This is a genomic window from Caproiciproducens sp. CPB-2 (assembly GCF_036287215.1).
GTDB lineage: Bacteria > Bacillota > Clostridia > Oscillospirales > Acutalibacteraceae > Caproiciproducens.
Window position 1 is genome coordinate 2,505,158 of sequence record NZ_CP142860.1, and the last position, 17,522, is coordinate 2,522,679.

Below are 17,522 nucleotides of genomic sequence, written 5' to 3' on the forward strand. Positions count from 1 at the left end.
GCCCTCTTCCGGGGTCTCTCCCTCGCTCCGGTTTGATCAATTCGTCTGAACAGGGTGTTTATGAACTGGGACCGCATCTTGCCACCGCCTCGCGCTTATATTAAACATATATTTTTAGTAGTTATTATATGCGCTATCCTCTCTTTTGTCAACAGGAAAATCAAGATTCCCTGAAAATGACGATGTGCGGAAAAATCGGGAAAACCGGCTTATTTCCCGACCGACATAAACTATTAATGAATTTTTAACAGAATTCCATTTAAAATGGGATATAATATTATTTACAGCATCTACAGTCGATTCTGCAACAAGTTTGCGTTTCTCCCCCGCCTTCGGCGGGGGAGAAACATGTTCTGTCTTTCAAACTGAAATGGAATCGCTGTAATCGTATTTTCCAGCAAACGGAAAAGTTTGAAAACAGAGAAGGTTCATGATCGCACGGAAGGGAGATATCAATTCATGAATATCAGAACAAAATCGAAAACGAAAAAAGGAATCGTTTGCGCGGCGGTCCTTTGTCTGGCGGCCCTGCAGGTCACATCGGCAAGCCCGGTGCAGGCCCTCGGCGCTCCGGATATTTCCATCAGCACGGCGTCCTCTCTGGTGGATGAGATCAAAACCACCGTCGCGTTCGGACTCACCCAGAAGGAATTTATATACACCGATCAATCCGGCAAAAGGCTGACCTGCTTTATCATGGAGTACAATCCGCAGCAGGCCGGCGTGACCCTTGCGGCGGGCACTCCGCACGACGGAACGAAAATCGGCCTCGCCACCGTACGGGACCAGGCGGGCGCCGCGGTCCGAAACGGAAAACAGGTGGTTGCCGCCATCAACGCGGATATGTACAATATGAGCACGGGCGACCCGTGGGGCGTAGTGGTCAAGGACGGAGCCGAAATCCACTCCTATGCGCCGGTGCGAACCTGGTGGAAGTTTTTCGGCGTTAAAAAAGACGGTTTCCCGATTTACGGAGACCGCCGGACTTACGAAGCCAACAAGGGAAACATCCAGCAGGCGCTGGGTATTCACAGTATTCTGGTCGACGGCGGCATCGTCGTCAACACGGACCTGACGTCCACGCTTGCCCCCCGCAACGCCGTGGGCGTGCGCAGTGACAACTCCGTTTTCTTCCTGCTGGCGGACGGCAGAAAGGACCCGTATTCCCACGGGCTGACGCTGCAGCAGACCGCGCAGCTGATGAAGGACCTGGGAGCGGTGTGGGCCGGAAACCTGGACGGCGGCGGCTCGTCCACCCTGATGACCAGGACCCCCGGAGAAACCGCGCTGACCGTAAAAAACCATCCTTCCGACGGCTGGGAGCGCGCCGTAGCCAATTCGTGGCTCTTTATCGCCAACCCGAAGCCGGACGGCGTCTTTGTCTCCGCCGCGCTGACGCCCTATGACAAAACCTATTCCCCGAAATCCATCGTTCCGATCACCGCGAAGGGGCTGGATTTCTCGGGCGCTCCGACCGCCCTTCCCAAAAGCGGGTTAAGCTGGGCGCTGTCCGATTTCAGCTTTGGCAGCATCGGCCAGGACGGTGTTTTCTCCTCCAACGGCAAAGAGGGGCAGGTACAGGTACAGCTTTGGTACAACGGCGGGATCGTCGGTTCCACCTACGTTGAAATCGCCACACCGGACAATTATGTCTCTGTCGGCACCGTCTCGCCGAACGCCGGGAAAGACGCCGGACTGACGGCCACCTATCAGGGACGCGAGGTCATCCTGACTATGAACAAATCGGACTGGTAATTTCAGACACAAAAATGCTGTCCCGGTTAAAAGCCGGGACAGCATTTTTTATCGGGAAAACATCAGTTCCCGTATCCGCTCTGCCCTTCTTTGCCGAATTTCGCTCTGGCGCTCTCGGCCTGAGGGTCGTGCCTGATGTGTTTCTTATCCGTTTTCGCCTGTTTTTTGTCGCTGCCGCCCTTCTTGTCCTTCTGTGTATGGCTCATTGAAATCCCCTTTCCGCCTTATTCGTATTCGATTTTAAAGCCGGTGTGTTCAATGCAGTCCTTGATCTCCTCTTCCGTGGCGGGCTCATTGTACTCCACCTTGACCGAACCGGTCGTCAGGTTCACGCCGACTTCCTGGACTCCCTTGATTTTGTCCAGCGCGTTTTTGATTTGGGTTTTGCACTCTTTATTCTGAATTCCCGATACGCTGCAAAGCATCGTATTCATTTTCTCTCCCCCTCGTTCTCGTTGTTGTTTTTTTCATGCCTGCCGTCATGCATGCCCAGTTTGCGGCCGTCGATCATCCCGGCGTCCGCATTTTCCCCGGGCTTCATCTTTCTCAGCTCCGGGTTGCTCTTTTCCCGGTCCTTCCTTCTGTTTTTGTTATTGTCCATCTTTTTTTCCCTTCCCGTCATGGTATTGTGCCGCCTATCTTCTTAGTATTGATGGAATGAAAAAATTTATACGGGCGCCCCAAAACGCAGAAAAGCCGCATCGGCACGAACCAATGCGGCTTAAATAAAAGGAAACAAAATCAACAATTTTGCGGCTGCGCGATTTTATCGGCGGCCTGAAAACCGGTTTACTTTACTGTGATCAATTCATATTCCCGGCTGCCCAGACCGATCTTTACAGCGTGGTCGATGCAGCTTTTCCAGTTGGTCTCCGGATGCGTGTCGGTAAAATAGTCATGATGGTCGTGCGGCTTTTTCGACAGGATGCTGCCGCTGAGAACGGGCTGGCGGTTGACCGCGTCGGCACAGGCGACATCCAGCGCCACCGGGTCAAAGGAAGCAAACATCCCGACATCCGGAACGATCGGGATATCGTTTTCGGCATGGCAGTCGCAGTACGGGGAAACATCCACCACAAGGCTGATATGGAACTGCGGACGGTCCTTTAAAACGGCGTACGCATATTCCGCGATTTTGCAGTTCAGAATATCATTCGTTTCATCGCCCATGGGGTTTACCGCGTCGAAATTGCAGGCGCCGATGCAGCGGCCGCAGCCGACACACTTATCGTGGTCGATCTGCGCCTTTTTATGTTCGTCAAAGGAAATCGCGTCATGTGCGCAGTTTTTGCGGCACATCCCACAGCCTCTGCAAAGCTCTTTATCCACAATCGGCTTGCCGGCGCTGTGCATTTCCATTTTCCCCGCGCGGGAGCCGCAGCCCATTCCCACATTCTTCAGCGTGCCGCCGAACCCGGTGGACTCATGGCCCTTAAAATGGGTCAGGGTGAGGAAAATATCGGCGTCCATCATCGCACGGCCGATTTTGGCTTCCCTGACATATTCGCCGTCGATCGGGACCAGGGCCTCGTCGGTTCCCTTCAGGCCGTCCGCAATGATCGCATGACAGCCGGTCGCAAAGGGGTTGAAGCCGTTTTCATACGCCGCGTCAAGGTGATCGAGCGCATTCTTCCTTCTGCCCACATACAGGGTATTGCAATCGGTAAGAAACGCCTTTCCTCCCTGTTTTTTAATGAGGTCCACAATGACCTTCGCGTAGTTGGGGCGCAGGTAGGAAATATTGCCCGGCTCCCCAAAATGAATTTTGATGGCCGTATATTTGTCTTTAAAATCAATGGATTCCATTCCCGCTTTCCTGACCAGCTTTTCCAGCTTCTGCAGCAAATTGCAGCTTGGTGTCGCACTGAAATCCGTGAAATATACTTTTGAAGCTCCCATATTCTGTTCTCCTTTTCAGCTTAACGCGTCCCGATTCCTCTGCCTGGAGGCAGACAAAGCAGGATCGATTTTCATTCATTATTATAGCATAAGTTTTTCGGAAGGGAAACATTCTCTCCGCGGAAGGCGGAAAAAGGTCCCGCATATATCTCCCGCCGCGGCACAAAAAATATCCGGTGATTCATAATATATAAAGATTTCATTAAGAAGTTAAAAATTTTACACAATTCAACAAAATTCTATTATTATTTTTCCGGAAAATCCGATACAGAACATAGAATTAAATTGCAAAAAGGAGATGTTTTATGTTAACACCGTATCAATTATCTGAAAATTCAATGAGCGGACAGTTTTTGCCATTCCGGCTGGACAATGAAATTTTTGCAATTGAAAGCATGTATGTAACGGCTATCTCCAAAATGCTGATGATTTCTCCCCTGCCCGGCACCCCGGAATACTGCAAGGGAATTGCCAAAGTAGAGGGAAGGATTCTCCCGGTCATCGACATGCGCTTAAAACTGCGCAAAAATTCCATCCCCTACAATGATGAGACACCGATCATCATGGTCAACCTGGAAGGAGCACAGAGCGGGCTGATCGTAGACACGCTGGCGGACGTTCTGACCGTATACCCCGGATGTCCCGACGGAGATGAGGAACCTCTTCCAAAATCAAATCCGTATTTTAAAGGCATCATAAAAGTCAGCGGCAGCCCGGCAATGGTTCTGGACTGCAAAAAGATCCTGATGGAAGACGGTATTTTTGATCTGGCCCAGCTTGTCTCTTAAGCATTCATACAGAACAGCGGCGGAATTTTCCGCCGCTGTTCTTAATAAGGAAGGCCGGTGTTACCGGCGCTTTGACCTTCTGAGAAAGTACCACGCACAGAAACCAACCAGAGATGCGGCGACGACCGCGATCGCAGCCACCGAGTAAGTATCCACATACCGTACCACCGTTTCCCAGGAAGAGCCGAAAAAAGCCCCCAGATAAACCAGAACGACGTTCCACAGAAGCGTTCCCAGCGCGGTCAGCAGCAAAAACATCCCCATCCTCATTTTTGCCATTCCGGCGGGGATGGAAATGAGGCTGCGCACGACGGGAATAAACCGGCAGAAAAACACCGTAAACTTTCCCCGCCGGGCAAACCACGCTCCCGCGTGGCGGACGTCCTCCCTTTTTAAATGAAGGACTCTCCCCAGCTTCCCGCCCAGCAGACGCTCCAGCCGCTGCGGGCTCATCAGCCTGCCCACGCTGTACAAAACCACGGCGCCCAGAACGGAGCCAATGGTCGCCGAAAGCACCACGCCCCATATTTTCAGGTCCGTTACCGTGGTCATGAATCCGCTGAAGGTTAAAATCACCTCCGACGGAATAGGGGGAAATATGTTTTCAACCGCAATCAGCAGCGCGATTCCAAAATAGCCGTATTGGTTGATAATCCCTATGATCCAATCCTGCATCTCATCAAACTCCTTGCCTCACCTGAATCCTTAGTATTTTCCGGGCACGGCATCCGCCGCCGTCAATCGGGAAGATATTTCTTCCCTCCGAAATAAACGAGCACGCTTCCCAGAAGAATATTAAGATAATAGCTTGAAAATCTCCAAAGGGTGATTCCCGGAATGATATACGGGCCGAAGAATTCCCGGAAGAAGAGATAGAATCCCCCCTCCGCGCCGCCGGAAGAACCCGGCAGCGGAATGAACGACGCGGCCATCATGACAAAAGTATCCGCCGCAACCATCGTAAACACCGGCTCCCCCTTCAGGTTAAAGCTGCGGTAAACAAAGAAGGATAACAGGCTGGCAATCGTAATCTGAATCAGCGTGAAGAAAACCGCGATCGCATACAGGGTGTAATTTTTCCCGAAAATTTTAGAGCTGTCGTGAAAAACAGCAAGCTGACCGTGCACCTGATCGTAAAATTTCCGAGAAAGCTTATGAAGGTGAATTTTGTCCATCAAGCGGATAACCGTCCGCAGGATCAAATCGGTAAGCCTTTCATTCATCATGAAAACCAGCGCAAGCAAAATAAAAAGGCTGTTGGTAACCAGCCCGAAAACGGCGATCACGGCAAAATTACTTACTTTGGTCTGAAAATAATTCAGCTCAAACGCGACCAGAATAAAGGAGTACACAAACGTAACCCCATGGTGGATCAGGGACTTTACGGCCACGATGGAAGTAGCGGTGCCTGTTTCCATTCCCATCTTTGTCATACAGTAGACTTCCATGGGCTCCCCCGTCCCGAAAGGGGCAAGGGCGCTGTAAAAAATTTCGACCATGCCGATATAAAGCGATTCTACCAGGGTCCACGCTTTGTCAAGATGGTTGCAGAGCAGGTGAAGCACATATCCCTCCAAAAACCACCCGGCAAGCACCCCCGCCAGAATCCAGAGAAGCCAGACCGGCTGAAGCTCTGAAAGAACATGCCCCAAACTCTCCATACCGTCTTCGGTAAACAGAAAGAAAGCCAGAATTCCTATTGAAAGTAAAATGGTTGCAGCCGAAAAAATATTTTTAGCAGTCGCCAGTTTTTTTTGATTCTGCATGGCATCCCCTTCAGATACTGTTTTCATTATCATAACACGAGTTTATATTATACAACAGAAAGCCTTAAAAGAACAGCGTGGATTTATAAACAATACATGAAGACTTTATGTACAGGCTTTCATTTACGCCAAAATCGGCTGCAGGAAGCCATTGAACCGGTTTTCAGCCAAATCATCCGCAATGATTATTTTATTATTGCTCTATCCGGCAAACAACATACATAAATCGAAAAAACCGCCTTACGACGGACAAAGCGCCGCACTGGCTGTTCCAATACGGCGCTTATTACAATGAAAATTATGGAAAACGGTATTGGGGGCTAACGCAGCACGGAGGACCATTTTACCCGCAGGATCAGGATGATGGAAATGACCGCGGCTGCATAATTGGAAAACAGGTTGCCCCAGAAAACGGAATAGAACTGCAGCGCCTGTTCCGTGGCCAGAATAAAAAGATACCGCAAAAGCCAGATACGCAAAACGCCCAGCACCAGCGGCACGCCGGTACGGCCAAGGCCGATAAACGCGCCCTGCACCGCCATACAGACGCCGAAGCCCACCACGGAATAGGTGTAGATGTGCAGCGCCCTGTTGGCTACCTCCAGCACGTCCGCCCTCTGCGTGAACAAAACCGTAAGGAAGGGGGACGTCGGTACGATCAGGGCGATGATGGCGACAGCCGTCACCGCGCTGGCCACGCACCCGATCAGGCAGGAACGCTTCGCTTTGTCCGGCTGCTCCGCCCCGATATTCAGGCTGACCATGGTCGTTATGGCCGAACCGAACGCCGCCGGCAGATTAAAGCAGACGGCGGTAATATTGTTGGCGATGCCCTGCCCGTTTAGGACCACCGCGCCGTATTTCTGGGTTTCGTTATTGATCAGGAAAAAGCCGAGATTCAGCATCAGGCTGGTCAGCATGGCGGGAACCCCCACCTGGAAAAGCTGAAAAATCAGCCGTTTGTCAAACCGGAATCCTTTCAGGGTAAGCTTGTCCTCTCCCTCCCTGACAAACAGCTCATAGAACATCCAGCCGCAGATCAGGAAGTTGGCGAAGAACGAAGAGAGCACGCAGCCGACTACCTCCAGCCGCAGCCAGACGACGAATACGATATTAAAAATAATTTTCAGGAAGAGCATAAGCAGCATGCGGATAAAGGTAGCCTCCGGTTTTCCGGTAGCGTTCTTGATCGCGTTGTAGATGCTCTCCAAAAAGGAAAACGGCAGAACAAACGCATAAAGGCTGATATACAGCATGACATTGTGCGAGATTTCCGGGTCCACATTGGCCGAAATCGGAAACGCCACCAGCGCGGACAGGGGCGCGATGCAAAACCCCATGGTAAAGGAAAACACGACGATCTGCGCGGAAATGCTCCGTACCCGGTCAAAATCGCCGTGGCCGTTCGCTTGGCCGATAATGGCCATCGCCGCTACGCTCAGCCCCTGGGCCAGCGCCGTCATCATGTTGATGACGGGTTCGCTGTAGGTGACCGCGCTCGCGACCAGCGTTCCCGCCGCATTATTGATAAAAAGTCCGTCCGTCAACGGCATCAGAGACTGTATGACGCTCATCATCAGCGTTGGCAGTGACAGCATCATCAGGGTCTGCAATATATTTCCGTGCAGAATCAGGTCCCGTCTCTGCTCGGTACTCTGATGTAAAAATTCAAATTTCAATCTAAACCCGCTTTCTGTCTGTGAGTTTTTATTGTATCATGATAAAATCAGGTTTTCAAGACAGAAATCCTTTCTTTTCGCGTTTCTTCCGGAAATTCCGGGCCGCCGTGCAAAAGAAGAAACCGCGCCGGGTATTTCTTCCAAAAAGGAATTCATACCGGGGCGCGGCCGGGTTTTAATTTGATTTTATCCTCATCATTTTCCTGACAATGGCAACAAGCGGTTTATAGAGAACGCCTTCCATCTCACGGCTGACTGTTTTCAGTTCCTTCCGGATGGCTATTTTCTGAGGACAGTGGCTTTCGCATTTTCCGCACTGCCTGCACCGGGACGCGACGGCCGGTTTGGCCGACAGGGCGCCCAGCGACTGAAAATACCGGAACCGCGCCGATTTATCCCGCATCAGGTACTTGTCGTTGTAACAGGAAAAGCATCCGGGAATGTTCACCCCCGCGGGGCAGGGCATACAGTACCCGCAGCCCGTACAGGGGATTTTCGTCTTTTCACCGATTTCCTTTCCGACCGTCCGGAACACATCCAGTTCCTCCGCACAAAGGGAATCGGGCTCCGCCTGTCCCGCGATGCGGATATTTTCCTCCATCTGCGTTTCGTCGCTCATACCGGAAAGCACCACGTTCACTTCGGGATGGTTCCATACCCAGCGCAAAGCCCACTCCGCCGGAGAACGGTTTTTGTCGTAGCTCTGAAAGGCCTTCGTCACCAGTTCGGGCAGGTGCGTGACCAGCTTTCCGCCGCGCAGAGGCTCCATGACGATCACCGGGATTCCCATCGCCGCCGCGGTCTGCAGCCCGGCTTTCGTCGCCTGGTTGTTTTCATCCATATAGTTGTACTGGATCTGGCAGAAATCCCACGGATACGCTTTTAAAATCAGCTCAAAGTCCGTCCTGCTCCCGTGGAAAGAAAAGCCGATGTTTCTGATTTTGCCCTGTGCTTTCAGCTCTTCCAGCCATTCCATGACGCCGAGCGAAGCAAGGCGGTCATACCCCGGCTTGTCGGTCAGCATGTGCAGCAGATAATAATCGATATGGTCCGTCTGCAGCCGCTGAAGCTCCGTTGCAAAGATTTTCTTTGCATTTTCCAGCTTTCCGACCAGAAAAGGCGGCAGCTTTGTGGCGATTTTCACCCGGCCGCGGTAGCCCCCGGCCAAAGCCCGGCCCAGCAGCAGTTCGCTTTTCCCGTTCTGATAGATATAGGCCGTATCAAAATAATTCACGCCCTTTTCGACGGCGTCGTGAATCATCCGAATCGATCTCGTTTCATCGATCGAGCCGTTCTTTGTGGGCAGCCGCATACACCCGAACCCCAGAATGGAGAGTGCATCGCCGTTTTTCACGTTTACTCTTGTCTTCAAATGAATCCCTCCGAAAATTCAGGGGCGCGGAAAGCGCCCGTCACTGTTTTTCGAGCAGCTCAATGAACGCCTTCATATATTCCGGCAAATCCGGCGGGCGGCGGCTGGAAACGATATTGCCGTCCACAACCACCGGAAGGTCGTACCATGCGGCCCCGGCGTGAATCAGGTCGTCCTTGATGCCCGGAGTGCTCGTGACCTTTTTGCCCCGCAGGATATCCGCGGAAGCCAGGACCCAGCCCGCGTGGCAGATATGCCCGATGGGCTTTTCCCGCCGGTCCATAGAGCGGACCATTTCCAGCACCTCCGGAAAACGCCTTAATTTATCCGGCGCCCAGCCGCCGGGTACCAAAAGCGCGTCGTAATCCTCAATACGGATATCCCCGAACGCATAATCGGAAACCGCCGGAACGCCGTACTTGCCGACATACTTTTGGTTTGCCTTTTCGCCGACCAGATGGACGGTGACGCCCTCTTCCCGGAGCCTCAGCACCGGATACCACAGCTCCAGATCCTCAAAATCGTCCGAAATCAGACAAATGGCTTTCAAGTCCTTTTTCATGGAAATTCCCTCCTTTTTTTCTGCTGTTTATGTTGATTATAGTATTGCAGCCCGGATTTAGCAATAAGGAAACAGGGATTTTGTGCGGAACGGGATTTTATTCCGCGGCATATTTATGATATCATATAAATAAAAAATAAACCGCCCGACCGGCGGTCAAATCGGAGCGTTATGTTATGGGATGTCTGGGGAATTTGATCTGGTTCGTCTTCGGCGGCCTGATTATGGGTTTGAGCTGGCTTCTGGTAGGCATTCTGTGGTGTATTACCATTGTGGGGATTCCCGTCGGGATCCAGTGCTTTAAATTCGCGGAGCTGGCGTTTTTCCCGTTCGGGAAAGAGGTTTCCTTCGGCGGCGGTGTCGGCTCGTTTTTGCTCAATATCCTGTGGCTCGTCTTCGGCGGTTTCGCGCTGGCGGTGGAAGCCGCCGCGATCGGCGGGCTGTTCTGCCTGACAATCGTCGGAATTCCTTTCGGGCTGCAGTGCTTCAAGATCGCAAAGCTGGCGCTGATGCCGTTCGGCGCCTGCGTTCATTAAGAATTTTCAAATATGGCAAAGTGATTTGCGGCTGCGCGGCTTTATCGACTGCCTGATACACGAGAAGCGCGCCTTGAAACGGCTGTCAGCCAATCAAGGCGCGCTTCTTTTTTTGAGCCTGCTGCTTTTTGCAATTTGCCATCGCGAATTGATTCAACAGTCCCGTTTTAAGAACTCATTCTTTTTTTCTTCCCCACGACCATGGAGACCGCGAAAAACGCGACTGCGAAGCCTGCCTCAATCAGCATGGCGGTATAGACTTCGGAAAGGCTGGAGAAGCTGAAGCTGGCCAGCGAGGAAATCCGGTTGTTCGCTTTGACATACCAGTAGGTCGGGGTAAAGCTGGCGATTTTCAAAACGGTGGAATTCAGGAGCTCCTGCGGTACGAATACTCCGCTGATAAAGCAGGGACCCAGGGAGACAACGTTGCAGACCGCCGAAATCGCTCCGCGTTCCTTCAGAAGGTTCCCGATAAGAAAGCTGATGCCGGACATGCTGAGCGTAAACACAAAAGAGTTCAGGACCAGATAAGCCGTGTTCCGGGTCATAATGTTCCGGTAATCCAGCAGGAAACAGAAGCCGACCATGACCGCCCAGCAGGCAACGGTAAAAACCAGGTTCGCAAGGATAAACTGGAAATTGATCTTTCCCGCGCTCAGGGGGGAGCAGAAATTTCTGCGGCTCAGATCCCGGTCATTGAACACCAGCATGATGGCGGAGACGCCCAGAACGAGCACGGAAGAAAGCGCATAGGCAAGGTAATTGAAGAAATACTCGGAAAAGCCGTTGTCGGTATCCGGCTGTGCATCTGCTTTCATTGCGACGGGGGTATTGATTTCCATATCCGCTTTCAAATGCCGGACCAGGTCCTCCTGCGTAATGCCGGGAACCGTTTTTACATAGAGCGCCGCCGTGTTGAAATACTGGTTGATATTTAAATCGATATAGGCGTTGCTGACGGAATTCGGCACGGTGGTCTTCTCGATCCGCACGTCTTCTCCCCGCATAAAGCTCTGGGTAAAGCCTTTGGGGATACGGAGAATATAACTGACGGAGCGGAAGAAAAGCGCGTCCTGAAGCTTTTCCGTTTCGTCCGGGACCTCTACGAAGCTGGCTGTTTTGGCCAGCTCCGCCTGAAAGCCGTCGATCAGAGGGCTGTCTTCTTCGCTGAGAAAGGCGATATCGGTTTTTTCCTGAGAAAAACCGGTTTCCCGCACTTTTGAGCTGTTCAGCGAGAGAAGCGTGGAGACGGCAAGAAAAACGGCTACATAGATCATCATGGAGGACAGATTTTTTTGGATGATTTTCATACAGAGCTTAAAGACTGGCATATTTCTGCCTCCTTATCATGAAATACGACCCCAGGCAGAACAGCAGCGCATAAGCGCAGACCGCCGCCATATTCCACCCGTACCGGGTCATGACGTCGTAATAGTACAGGGAGTAAAAGGCGTCTGTAAGCAGGTTCACCGGATTCAGGTAAGAGAGAACCGGCGCGTTCTGCGCGACGATATACTTCATATCCTCGAACATCATTCCCGCCAGAAACGAACCGGCCATGCTGACCGCCAGCAGAACCGCTACCTTGATTCCCTCCCCTTTTTTTACCAGCGCACTGACAAAGGCGCCGAAGGAAACGCCCAGCACACTGCCGGCGAAGGTCGTCAGAAGGACAAAAAGGCTTTTAGGCCCAAAGTCGATTTTCAGCCCGAAATACAGATAGGCGAGAAGCACCAGCATCTCCGAGAAATGGAGCAGGATTGCCGCGCACACATTGTAAAGAAAGATTTTCAGCTTATGGACCGGGGCCACGTTGACGCGTGCCGCCCGCTGCGAAAGATCGGCCTGAACGTCCGCTACTTCCTTCAGCCCCAGGAAGCCGCCGTACAGGCAGCTCATGGCGATCAGGGAGTAAAAATAATTGAGCACATTGTTCGGCTCCGCGCTGCTGCCGGAAACCTCCCGGGTGTATTCTCCGCGGGCGGAAACGGCGTCGATCAACCCGTCTTTAATGGAAGCGGGGTTCTCCCTGACAATCGAGGCCACCGCGGAGGACGTCTGGCTGTAGCTGTTCAGGAAAGCCCGGACAATGTTCTGGCTGAGGCCCGATTCCCGGACCGTCATCCCGATCTCCGTACCCACCGTAACGTACGCCTTGATTTTCCCGTCGTCAAGCAGCTTTTTCGCCTTTTCCCCATCGGTTTTTGTCAGGTTGAAAATCCGGTCTTCCCCTTGGGAGACTTCCTCCAGCACCGACTGAAAATCCTTGTTCTGCCGGTACCGGTCGTTGTCCACCACGGCGATATCGATGGGATGAAAGGCTTCCGTATTGTTCAGATTGGACAAAGCCATATTGAAGAAGGTGGCAAGCAGCAGCGGGAAAAGCAGGGTCCAGAACATCATCTGCCTGTCGCGGATCAGGCATTTCAGCCTTGCCGTGAAAAGATGCTGAAACATTCTTCTCCCCCCTAATCCCTGAGCTGTTTTCCGGTGATTTCCAGAAACACGTCGTTGAGGGTGGGCAGCTCGGAATAAATCTTCCCGAAGGTGATCTCATTCTTTTTCAGAAAATCCAGTACGGCTTCCAGGTTGTTCTGCCCCTTCCCGGACTTTACGACCAGCAGATGGTCGCGGTACTCGGCGGAAACGATATTCGGGAGTTTTTTCAGGGCCGCCAGATGTTCCTCACGGAGAGAGAAGGTCTCGACCGTGATTTTCTCCCCGAGCGTGATCATGGCCTTCAGTTCTTCCTTGGTGCCGTCGGCGATCATCCTGCCCTTATCTAAAATCATGATCCTGGTACAGATCTGTTCCACTTCCTCCATATAATGGGAAGTATAGACAATGGTGGCGCCTTCCCGGTTCAGCCGCACAATGCCCTCCAGAATATTGTTCCGGCTCTGGGGATCGACCGCCACCGTCGGTTCGTCCAGAATGATCAGCTTCGGCCGGTGCGCGATTCCGCAGGCGATGTTCAGCCGGCGAAGCAGGCCGCCGCTCAGCTTTTTGGGATAAAACTTCCGAAAATCGTTCAGCCCTACAAAATCGATGGCGTCTTCCACCAGCTTTTTTCTTTTTGCTTTGTCCGGGACATACAGCCCGCAGAAATAATCGATGTTTTCGTACACTGTCAGTTCCTCGAACACGGCGACATTCTGCATGATGATTCCGATGTCCCGTTTGATGTCGTAAGCGTCCGGAGCCATGGGCCGGTCAAAAATTTCAATTTCGCCCTTGTCGTATTTTAAAAGGGATAAAATACAGTTGATGGCCGTCGTCTTTCCGGAGCCGTTCGGCCCGAGCAGCCCGAATATTTCCCCTTCCTTTACTTTTAGCGAAAGATGATCCAGCGCGACCAGATCGCCGTATCTCTTCACCAGATTGTTCACCCTGATAATCATAAGCGGAACCTCCTTGTTTTCATGCTCCTATTTTAGCGCATAATAACGGGGATGATCAGTGCCGCCTGTCAGTGTTTTCCGTGACAGATGTCATGTTCTTCCGTGATCCCCGTAAATTGCGATTGTGAACCGGAAAGAAAGATGTTACTATAAAAGAAACGACGGGCCGTCCGAATGGAAGATAGGAGGAGTTGGCCGTAATGATTCTCATCGATAAAATCATCCTTCTGATCTGCTGCTTTGTCCTTTACCTGTGCGAGCCCGGTTTCGGCGCAAGCGTGGTGCCGGTGCTGACCGCCGTTGTTTTCACGTGCTTCCTGAGCTATTTTGAAAAACCGGTTCTTCGGGCCGTGCTGACCGGCGGATTTATTGCGGCAAGCGTATTTCTTCCCGGACTGACCGTATTTCTTCCGCTGATCTGTTACGACCTGCTGTTCGAAAGATTCCAGTTTCTCTGTCTGGCCGCGCTGATCCCACTCGTTTTTCTCTGGCAGGGCGCGGGCACTGCCGTCAGTGCGGCAACGGCCATTCTCTTTCTGCTCTGTGTATTGCTGAAATACCGTACCGCCCGGCTGGAAAAGCTGAGATCGGATTACAACGATCTGCGCGACACCACAAAGGAAATGACGCTCCTGCTGAACCAGCAGAACAGTGACCTGCTGGAAAAGCAGGATTATGAAGTCAGCATCGCCACCCTGAACGAGCGCAACCGCATCGCGCGGGAAATTCACGATAATGTGGGGCATCTGCTGTCCAGCTCTCTGCTGCAGATCGGCGCGCTGCTCGCCGTCAACAAGGATGAAAAGGCGAAGGAAAACCTGCTGGCGGTAAAAGACACCCTGACGCGGGCCATGGAAAGCATCCGCTCCAGCGTACACAACCTGTACGACGAATCCATCGACCTGTACGGACAGATGGAAGAACTGGCGCGTAACTTCACTTTCTGCGAGCTGAGCCTGGACTACGACATTCACAGCAACCCGGACATCCGGCTGAAATACGCGTTCCTTTCCATTGTAAAGGAGGCGCTGGCAAACATCATCCGGCACTCCGACGCAAGCCGGGCGAGCATCACCTGCCGGGAACATCCCGCGCTTTATCAGCTGATTATAGAAGACAACGGGACCGTGAAAAATCACGACGCGGGAAGCGGGATCGGCCTGAAAAACATCACCGACCGGGTGGACGCTTTTCACGGAAACATCAATATTATGACCGATCACGGCTTTAAAATTTTTATCACTATCCCGAAGGAGGCGGCAAATTGATAAGAGTACTGATTGTGGACGACGACAGGCTCGTTTCAAGTTCGCTCAAAACCATTCTCGAAGCGGACGGCGATATCGAGGTGGTGGGAACGGGCGCCAGCGGCAGTCAGGCGATCGCGCTGTTCGGCGAGTGCAGGCCGGACATCCTGCTGATGGATATCCGCATGGACGGCATGACCGGCATTGAGGTAGCCGAAATTCTGCTGAAACGGGACCCCGGCACGAAAATCCTGTTTTTGACCACCTTCTCCGACGATGATTACATCATCAAGGCGCTGCGGATCGGCGCGAAGGGCTATCTTTTAAAACAGAATTTTGAAAGCATCGTGCCTTCCATCAAGACGGTCGCGATCGGACAGCGGGTGTTCGGGGATGAAATCATCACCAGAATCCCCGCCATGCTCAGCGGCAGCCCGAAGGACGATTTCAAAGAATTCGGCCTGAGTGAAAAAGAAACGGAAATCATCACACAGGTCGCAAACGGCCTGTCCAATAAAGAAATCGCGGAAACCCTGTTTTTGAGCGAGGGAACCGTGCGCAATTACATCAGCGTCATCCTCGAAAAACTTGGGCTCCGCGACAGAACGCAGCTTGCCATTTTCTATTATAAGCATTCCTGACCTTCCGTTTTCTCCGCATTACTCCAGGCAGCAGGAGCTTCCGTTCTGCTGCTTGCTTTTCTTTTTTATTTTCGCCAGTTCCTCCGTCAGCTCCTGCATCGTGCCGAAGCGGCGGGTGCGGTTGCTTACTCCCGCAACGGACAGGGAAATCAGCGGAAATTTTTCCAGCTCCCCCCGCCTGTTTTCCGCGAGGATATATCCGTTTTGGATATCCCTCGGATTATAGTACTGCAGCACGTTTTTATCAAAATCTTTGATGATTTTGGCACACAGGCTGCCGCAGCTGAAACCGCTCAGCACCGCCACGAAATCGTCTCCGCCCACATGGCCGGCAAACTGCTTTTCCGGCACATGGGATACGATCGTTTTCGCAAGCAGCTTGATGATCCTGTCCCCGTTTTCAAAGCCGTAAACGTCGTTATAGGCCTTGAAATTATCGATATCGAAATAGATGACGCTGTAGGGCGTATCTCTTTCGATACAGGCCCGGATTTTCTGCTCGATCACCAGATTCCCGGGCAGGCCGGTCAGGGGATTCTGATATTTCGCGTTCGCCACTTCGATTTCCGTGGTCTTTTCCAGAAGGTCCTTGATGGTGACGGTCCCCAGATATTTTTCATCCATGGTCACGACGATAAAGTCATACAGCTTTTCCGGAGGGCGGGACATGGCGATGTGCGAAACGTCGCTGATCGGGGTGTCTTGGGCCACCGCTAAAAACTGCCGGTCCATCAGGCAGGAAACCGGCCTTTTCTGGTTCAGGCTGAACCCGTACCGTCCGCTGAGCTTGAGCACCAGATTGGCCTTTGTCACCACGCCCAGCACCGTGCCGTCTTCCACCACGCACATTCCGAAGGACGACGGGTCCTTTTTGAGCTCCTCGAAAACATCCTCCACCTTTGCTTCCGGGGAAATCGTTTTGGTCTGTGTGCAGATATTCTGGATATAGATATTGCTGGCCTGACTGCCCAGAACATGGTTTTTCCGGCGGTTGGCCTCGATGATGAAGCCAAGGACGTCGGGCGCGGGCTCCTTCATCTGCTCGTCCGGCCGCTGCAGATAGTATCCCTGTGCGTACTGCACGCCCAGATCGATCAGGGTGGCGAGTTCCTCCTGGGTTTCCACCCCCTCCGCGACGAGGCTGATATTGGCCACGTGAGAAAGCTCCGTCATGCTTTTTACAAGGGCAAACTTAATGCTGTCCTTGTCGATATTGCGGATGAGGTTCATATCCAGCTTGATGTAGTGCGGGTTGATGTCGCTGATCAGGTTCAGCCCGGAATACCCGGCGCCCGCGTCATCGATGGCGATTTTGTAGTTCTGGTCCTTATAATGGGAAACGGCCCCGTGAAAGGCATCCATATCGGAGGCCGCGTTCCGCTCCGTGATTTCAAAAATGATATCCTCCGGCACCGCGCCGTAATTTTTCAGATATTCCTTGGTAAAGCCCTGCCTGAATTTCGCGTCGTGCATCACATCGGGATTTACATTGAGAAAAAGCTTCTTTTTCAGCGTGATCCCCGTCTTCAGATAGGCTGTCTGGAGCGCCGTGGACCGGCAGAGAAGCTCCAGGTCCCAGAGGCGGCTGCTTTCCCCGGCGATCCGGAACAGTTCCTCGGGATTTGCGATGGCGCTCTCACAGGTAACTCTGCTCAACGCCTCATATCCGATAACGGAACCGTCGCGCAGGGATACGATGGGCTGAAAAACAGTCTTTATATATTTCCCGTCGATAATTTTATCCAGTTCCGATTTCATTTTCTCATCCATACTCTTTTCTGGCTACCTCCAAAACAGATTGTTGATCCATGATGGTACCGTCTGCCGCCGAAAAAAAACGGCGGCCTGTTTCTTTGGAACATCATGCCTGCCATCT

18 protein-coding genes are annotated in these 17,522 nt (G+C 52.3%); 5 read left to right on the forward strand and 13 right to left on the reverse strand.

What is annotated here, in order from left to right:
• Positions 1-459 precede the first annotated feature (459 nt).
• Positions 460-1,755 (forward strand): phosphodiester glycosidase family protein, encoded by a 1,296-nt coding sequence (locus VXK30_RS12465; RefSeq protein ID WP_275716565.1) that lies wholly within the window; start codon positions 460-462, stop codon positions 1,753-1,755.
• 62 nt (positions 1,756-1,817) lie between these two features.
• On the opposite strand, the gene VXK30_RS12470 is transcribed toward VXK30_RS12465, so the two are convergent.
• From VXK30_RS12470 to VXK30_RS12485, 4 genes are all read right to left on the reverse strand, one after another.
• On the reverse strand, positions 1,818-1,961 hold the full coding sequence (locus tag VXK30_RS12470; RefSeq protein WP_275716563.1) for a CPC_1213 family protein: 144 nt from the start codon (positions 1,959-1,961) through the stop codon (positions 1,818-1,820).
• Between the two features lie 18 nt (positions 1,962-1,979).
• The gene (locus VXK30_RS12475; RefSeq protein ID WP_038325264.1) at positions 1,980-2,189 is read right to left on the reverse strand and encodes a heavy-metal-associated domain-containing protein; all 210 of its coding nucleotides are present in this window, start codon (positions 2,187-2,189) and stop codon (positions 1,980-1,982) included.
• A complete protein-coding gene (locus VXK30_RS12480) occupies positions 2,186-2,356 on the reverse strand; it encodes a hypothetical protein (RefSeq protein WP_275716560.1) in 171 nt (56 codons plus the stop codon). Before VXK30_RS12480 ends, VXK30_RS12475 begins: the two co-directional genes overlap by 4 nt.
• Before the next feature lie 188 nt (positions 2,357-2,544).
• Positions 2,545-3,654 carry a DUF362 domain-containing protein gene (locus VXK30_RS12485; protein WP_275716558.1) on the reverse strand — a complete coding sequence of 370 codons (1,110 nt, stop codon included), beginning with the start codon at positions 3,652-3,654 and terminating at the stop codon, positions 2,545-2,547.
• A gap of 305 nt (positions 3,655-3,959) precedes the next feature.
• Between VXK30_RS12485 and VXK30_RS12490 the strand changes: the two genes are divergently transcribed.
• The gene (locus VXK30_RS12490; protein WP_275716556.1) at positions 3,960-4,442 is read left to right on the forward strand and encodes a chemotaxis protein CheW; all 483 of its coding nucleotides are present in this window, start codon (positions 3,960-3,962) and stop codon (positions 4,440-4,442) included.
• Between the two features lie 60 nt (positions 4,443-4,502).
• Here the strand turns inward: VXK30_RS12490 and VXK30_RS12495 are convergent, their stop codons facing one another.
• The 5 genes from VXK30_RS12495 to VXK30_RS12515 form a co-directional block, all read right to left on the reverse strand.
• Complete coding sequence (locus tag VXK30_RS12495) at positions 4,503-5,117, reverse strand: DedA family protein (RefSeq protein ID WP_275716554.1); 615 nt, start codon at positions 5,115-5,117, stop codon at positions 4,503-4,505.
• A gap of 62 nt (positions 5,118-5,179) precedes the next feature.
• Positions 5,180-6,208: a lysylphosphatidylglycerol synthase transmembrane domain-containing protein gene (locus tag VXK30_RS12500; protein ID WP_275716552.1), complete on the reverse strand. Its 1,029-nt coding sequence runs from the start codon at positions 6,206-6,208 to the stop codon at positions 5,180-5,182.
• Between the two features lie 320 nt (positions 6,209-6,528).
• A complete protein-coding gene (locus tag VXK30_RS12505; protein WP_275716550.1) occupies positions 6,529-7,887 on the reverse strand; it encodes an MATE family efflux transporter in 1,359 nt (452 codons plus the stop codon).
• Between the two features lie 175 nt (positions 7,888-8,062).
• Complete coding sequence (locus VXK30_RS12510; RefSeq protein WP_275716547.1) at positions 8,063-9,259, reverse strand: aldo/keto reductase; 1,197 nt, start codon at positions 9,257-9,259, stop codon at positions 8,063-8,065.
• 40 nt (positions 9,260-9,299) lie between these two features.
• Positions 9,300-9,821, reverse strand: coding sequence for a type 1 glutamine amidotransferase domain-containing protein (locus VXK30_RS12515; protein ID WP_275716545.1), 522 nt, complete (start codon positions 9,819-9,821; stop codon positions 9,300-9,302).
• 176 nt (positions 9,822-9,997) lie between these two features.
• Between VXK30_RS12515 and VXK30_RS12520 the strand changes: the two genes are divergently transcribed.
• Positions 9,998-10,357: a YccF domain-containing protein gene (locus tag VXK30_RS12520; RefSeq protein ID WP_275716543.1), complete on the forward strand. Its 360-nt coding sequence runs from the start codon at positions 9,998-10,000 to the stop codon at positions 10,355-10,357.
• 167 nt (positions 10,358-10,524) lie between these two features.
• Here VXK30_RS12520 and VXK30_RS12525 read toward each other — a convergent pair whose 3' ends face one another.
• From VXK30_RS12525 to VXK30_RS12535, 3 genes are read right to left on the reverse strand one after another with little or no spacing between them, the layout of a single operon-like run.
• A complete protein-coding gene (locus VXK30_RS12525; RefSeq protein WP_275716541.1) occupies positions 10,525-11,688 on the reverse strand; it encodes an ABC transporter permease in 1,164 nt (387 codons plus the stop codon).
• Positions 11,675-12,814 carry an ABC transporter permease gene (locus tag VXK30_RS12530; RefSeq protein WP_275716538.1) on the reverse strand — a complete coding sequence of 380 codons (1,140 nt, stop codon included), beginning with the start codon at positions 12,812-12,814 and terminating at the stop codon, positions 11,675-11,677. Before VXK30_RS12530 ends, VXK30_RS12525 begins: the two co-directional genes overlap by 14 nt.
• Positions 12,815-12,825: 11 nt before the next feature.
• Positions 12,826-13,758, reverse strand: a complete 933-nt coding sequence (locus tag VXK30_RS12535; RefSeq protein ID WP_275716536.1) for an ABC transporter ATP-binding protein — start codon at positions 13,756-13,758, stop codon at positions 12,826-12,828.
• 200 nt (positions 13,759-13,958) lie between these two features.
• On the opposite strand from VXK30_RS12535, the gene VXK30_RS12540 reads away from it, so the two are divergent.
• Positions 13,959-15,026 (forward strand): sensor histidine kinase, encoded by a 1,068-nt coding sequence (locus VXK30_RS12540; protein WP_275716534.1) that lies wholly within the window; start codon positions 13,959-13,961, stop codon positions 15,024-15,026.
• Positions 15,026-15,646, forward strand: coding sequence for a response regulator transcription factor (locus VXK30_RS12545; protein WP_275716648.1), 621 nt, complete (start codon positions 15,026-15,028; stop codon positions 15,644-15,646). The genes VXK30_RS12540 and VXK30_RS12545 overlap by 1 nt, the downstream gene beginning before the upstream one ends.
• An 18-nt stretch (positions 15,647-15,664) precedes the next feature.
• Here the strand turns inward: VXK30_RS12545 and VXK30_RS12550 are convergent, their stop codons facing one another.
• Positions 15,665-17,404: a GGDEF domain-containing protein gene (locus VXK30_RS12550; RefSeq protein WP_275716532.1), complete on the reverse strand. Its 1,740-nt coding sequence runs from the start codon at positions 17,402-17,404 to the stop codon at positions 15,665-15,667.
• Between the last annotated feature and the right edge of the window lie 118 nt (positions 17,405-17,522).

What these genes read in the sequence shown, in the direction of transcription:
- VXK30_RS12465 (WP_275716565.1), top strand. Translation starts at nt 460, where the DNA reads ATGAATATCAGAACAAAATCGAAAACGAAAAAAGGAATCGTTTGCGCG.
- VXK30_RS12470 (WP_275716563.1), bottom strand. Translation starts at nt 1,961, where the DNA reads ATGAGCCATACACAGAAGGACAAGAAGGGCGGCAGCGACAAAAAACAG.
- VXK30_RS12475 (WP_038325264.1), bottom strand. Translation starts at nt 2,189, where the DNA reads ATGAATACGATGCTTTGCAGCGTATCGGGAATTCAGAATAAAGAGTGC.
- VXK30_RS12480 (WP_275716560.1), bottom strand. Translation starts at nt 2,356, where the DNA reads ATGGACAATAACAAAAACAGAAGGAAGGACCGGGAAAAGAGCAACCCG.
- VXK30_RS12485 (WP_275716558.1), bottom strand. Translation starts at nt 3,654, where the DNA reads ATGGGAGCTTCAAAAGTATATTTCACGGATTTCAGTGCGACACCAAGC.
- VXK30_RS12490 (WP_275716556.1), top strand. Translation starts at nt 3,960, where the DNA reads ATGTTAACACCGTATCAATTATCTGAAAATTCAATGAGCGGACAGTTT.
- VXK30_RS12495 (WP_275716554.1), bottom strand. Translation starts at nt 5,117, where the DNA reads ATGCAGGATTGGATCATAGGGATTATCAACCAATACGGCTATTTTGGA.
- VXK30_RS12500 (WP_275716552.1), bottom strand. Translation starts at nt 6,208, where the DNA reads ATGCAGAATCAAAAAAAACTGGCGACTGCTAAAAATATTTTTTCGGCT.
- VXK30_RS12515 (WP_275716545.1), bottom strand. Translation starts at nt 9,821, where the DNA reads ATGAAAAAGGACTTGAAAGCCATTTGTCTGATTTCGGACGATTTTGAG.
- VXK30_RS12520 (WP_275716543.1), top strand. Translation starts at nt 9,998, where the DNA reads ATGGGATGTCTGGGGAATTTGATCTGGTTCGTCTTCGGCGGCCTGATT.
- VXK30_RS12525 (WP_275716541.1), bottom strand. Translation starts at nt 11,688, where the DNA reads ATGCCAGTCTTTAAGCTCTGTATGAAAATCATCCAAAAAAATCTGTCC.
- VXK30_RS12530 (WP_275716538.1), bottom strand. Translation starts at nt 12,814, where the DNA reads ATGTTTCAGCATCTTTTCACGGCAAGGCTGAAATGCCTGATCCGCGAC.
- VXK30_RS12535 (WP_275716536.1), bottom strand. Translation starts at nt 13,758, where the DNA reads ATGATTATCAGGGTGAACAATCTGGTGAAGAGATACGGCGATCTGGTC.
- VXK30_RS12540 (WP_275716534.1), top strand. Translation starts at nt 13,959, where the DNA reads ATGATTCTCATCGATAAAATCATCCTTCTGATCTGCTGCTTTGTCCTT.
- VXK30_RS12550 (WP_275716532.1), bottom strand. Translation starts at nt 17,404, where the DNA reads ATGAAATCGGAACTGGATAAAATTATCGACGGGAAATATATAAAGACT.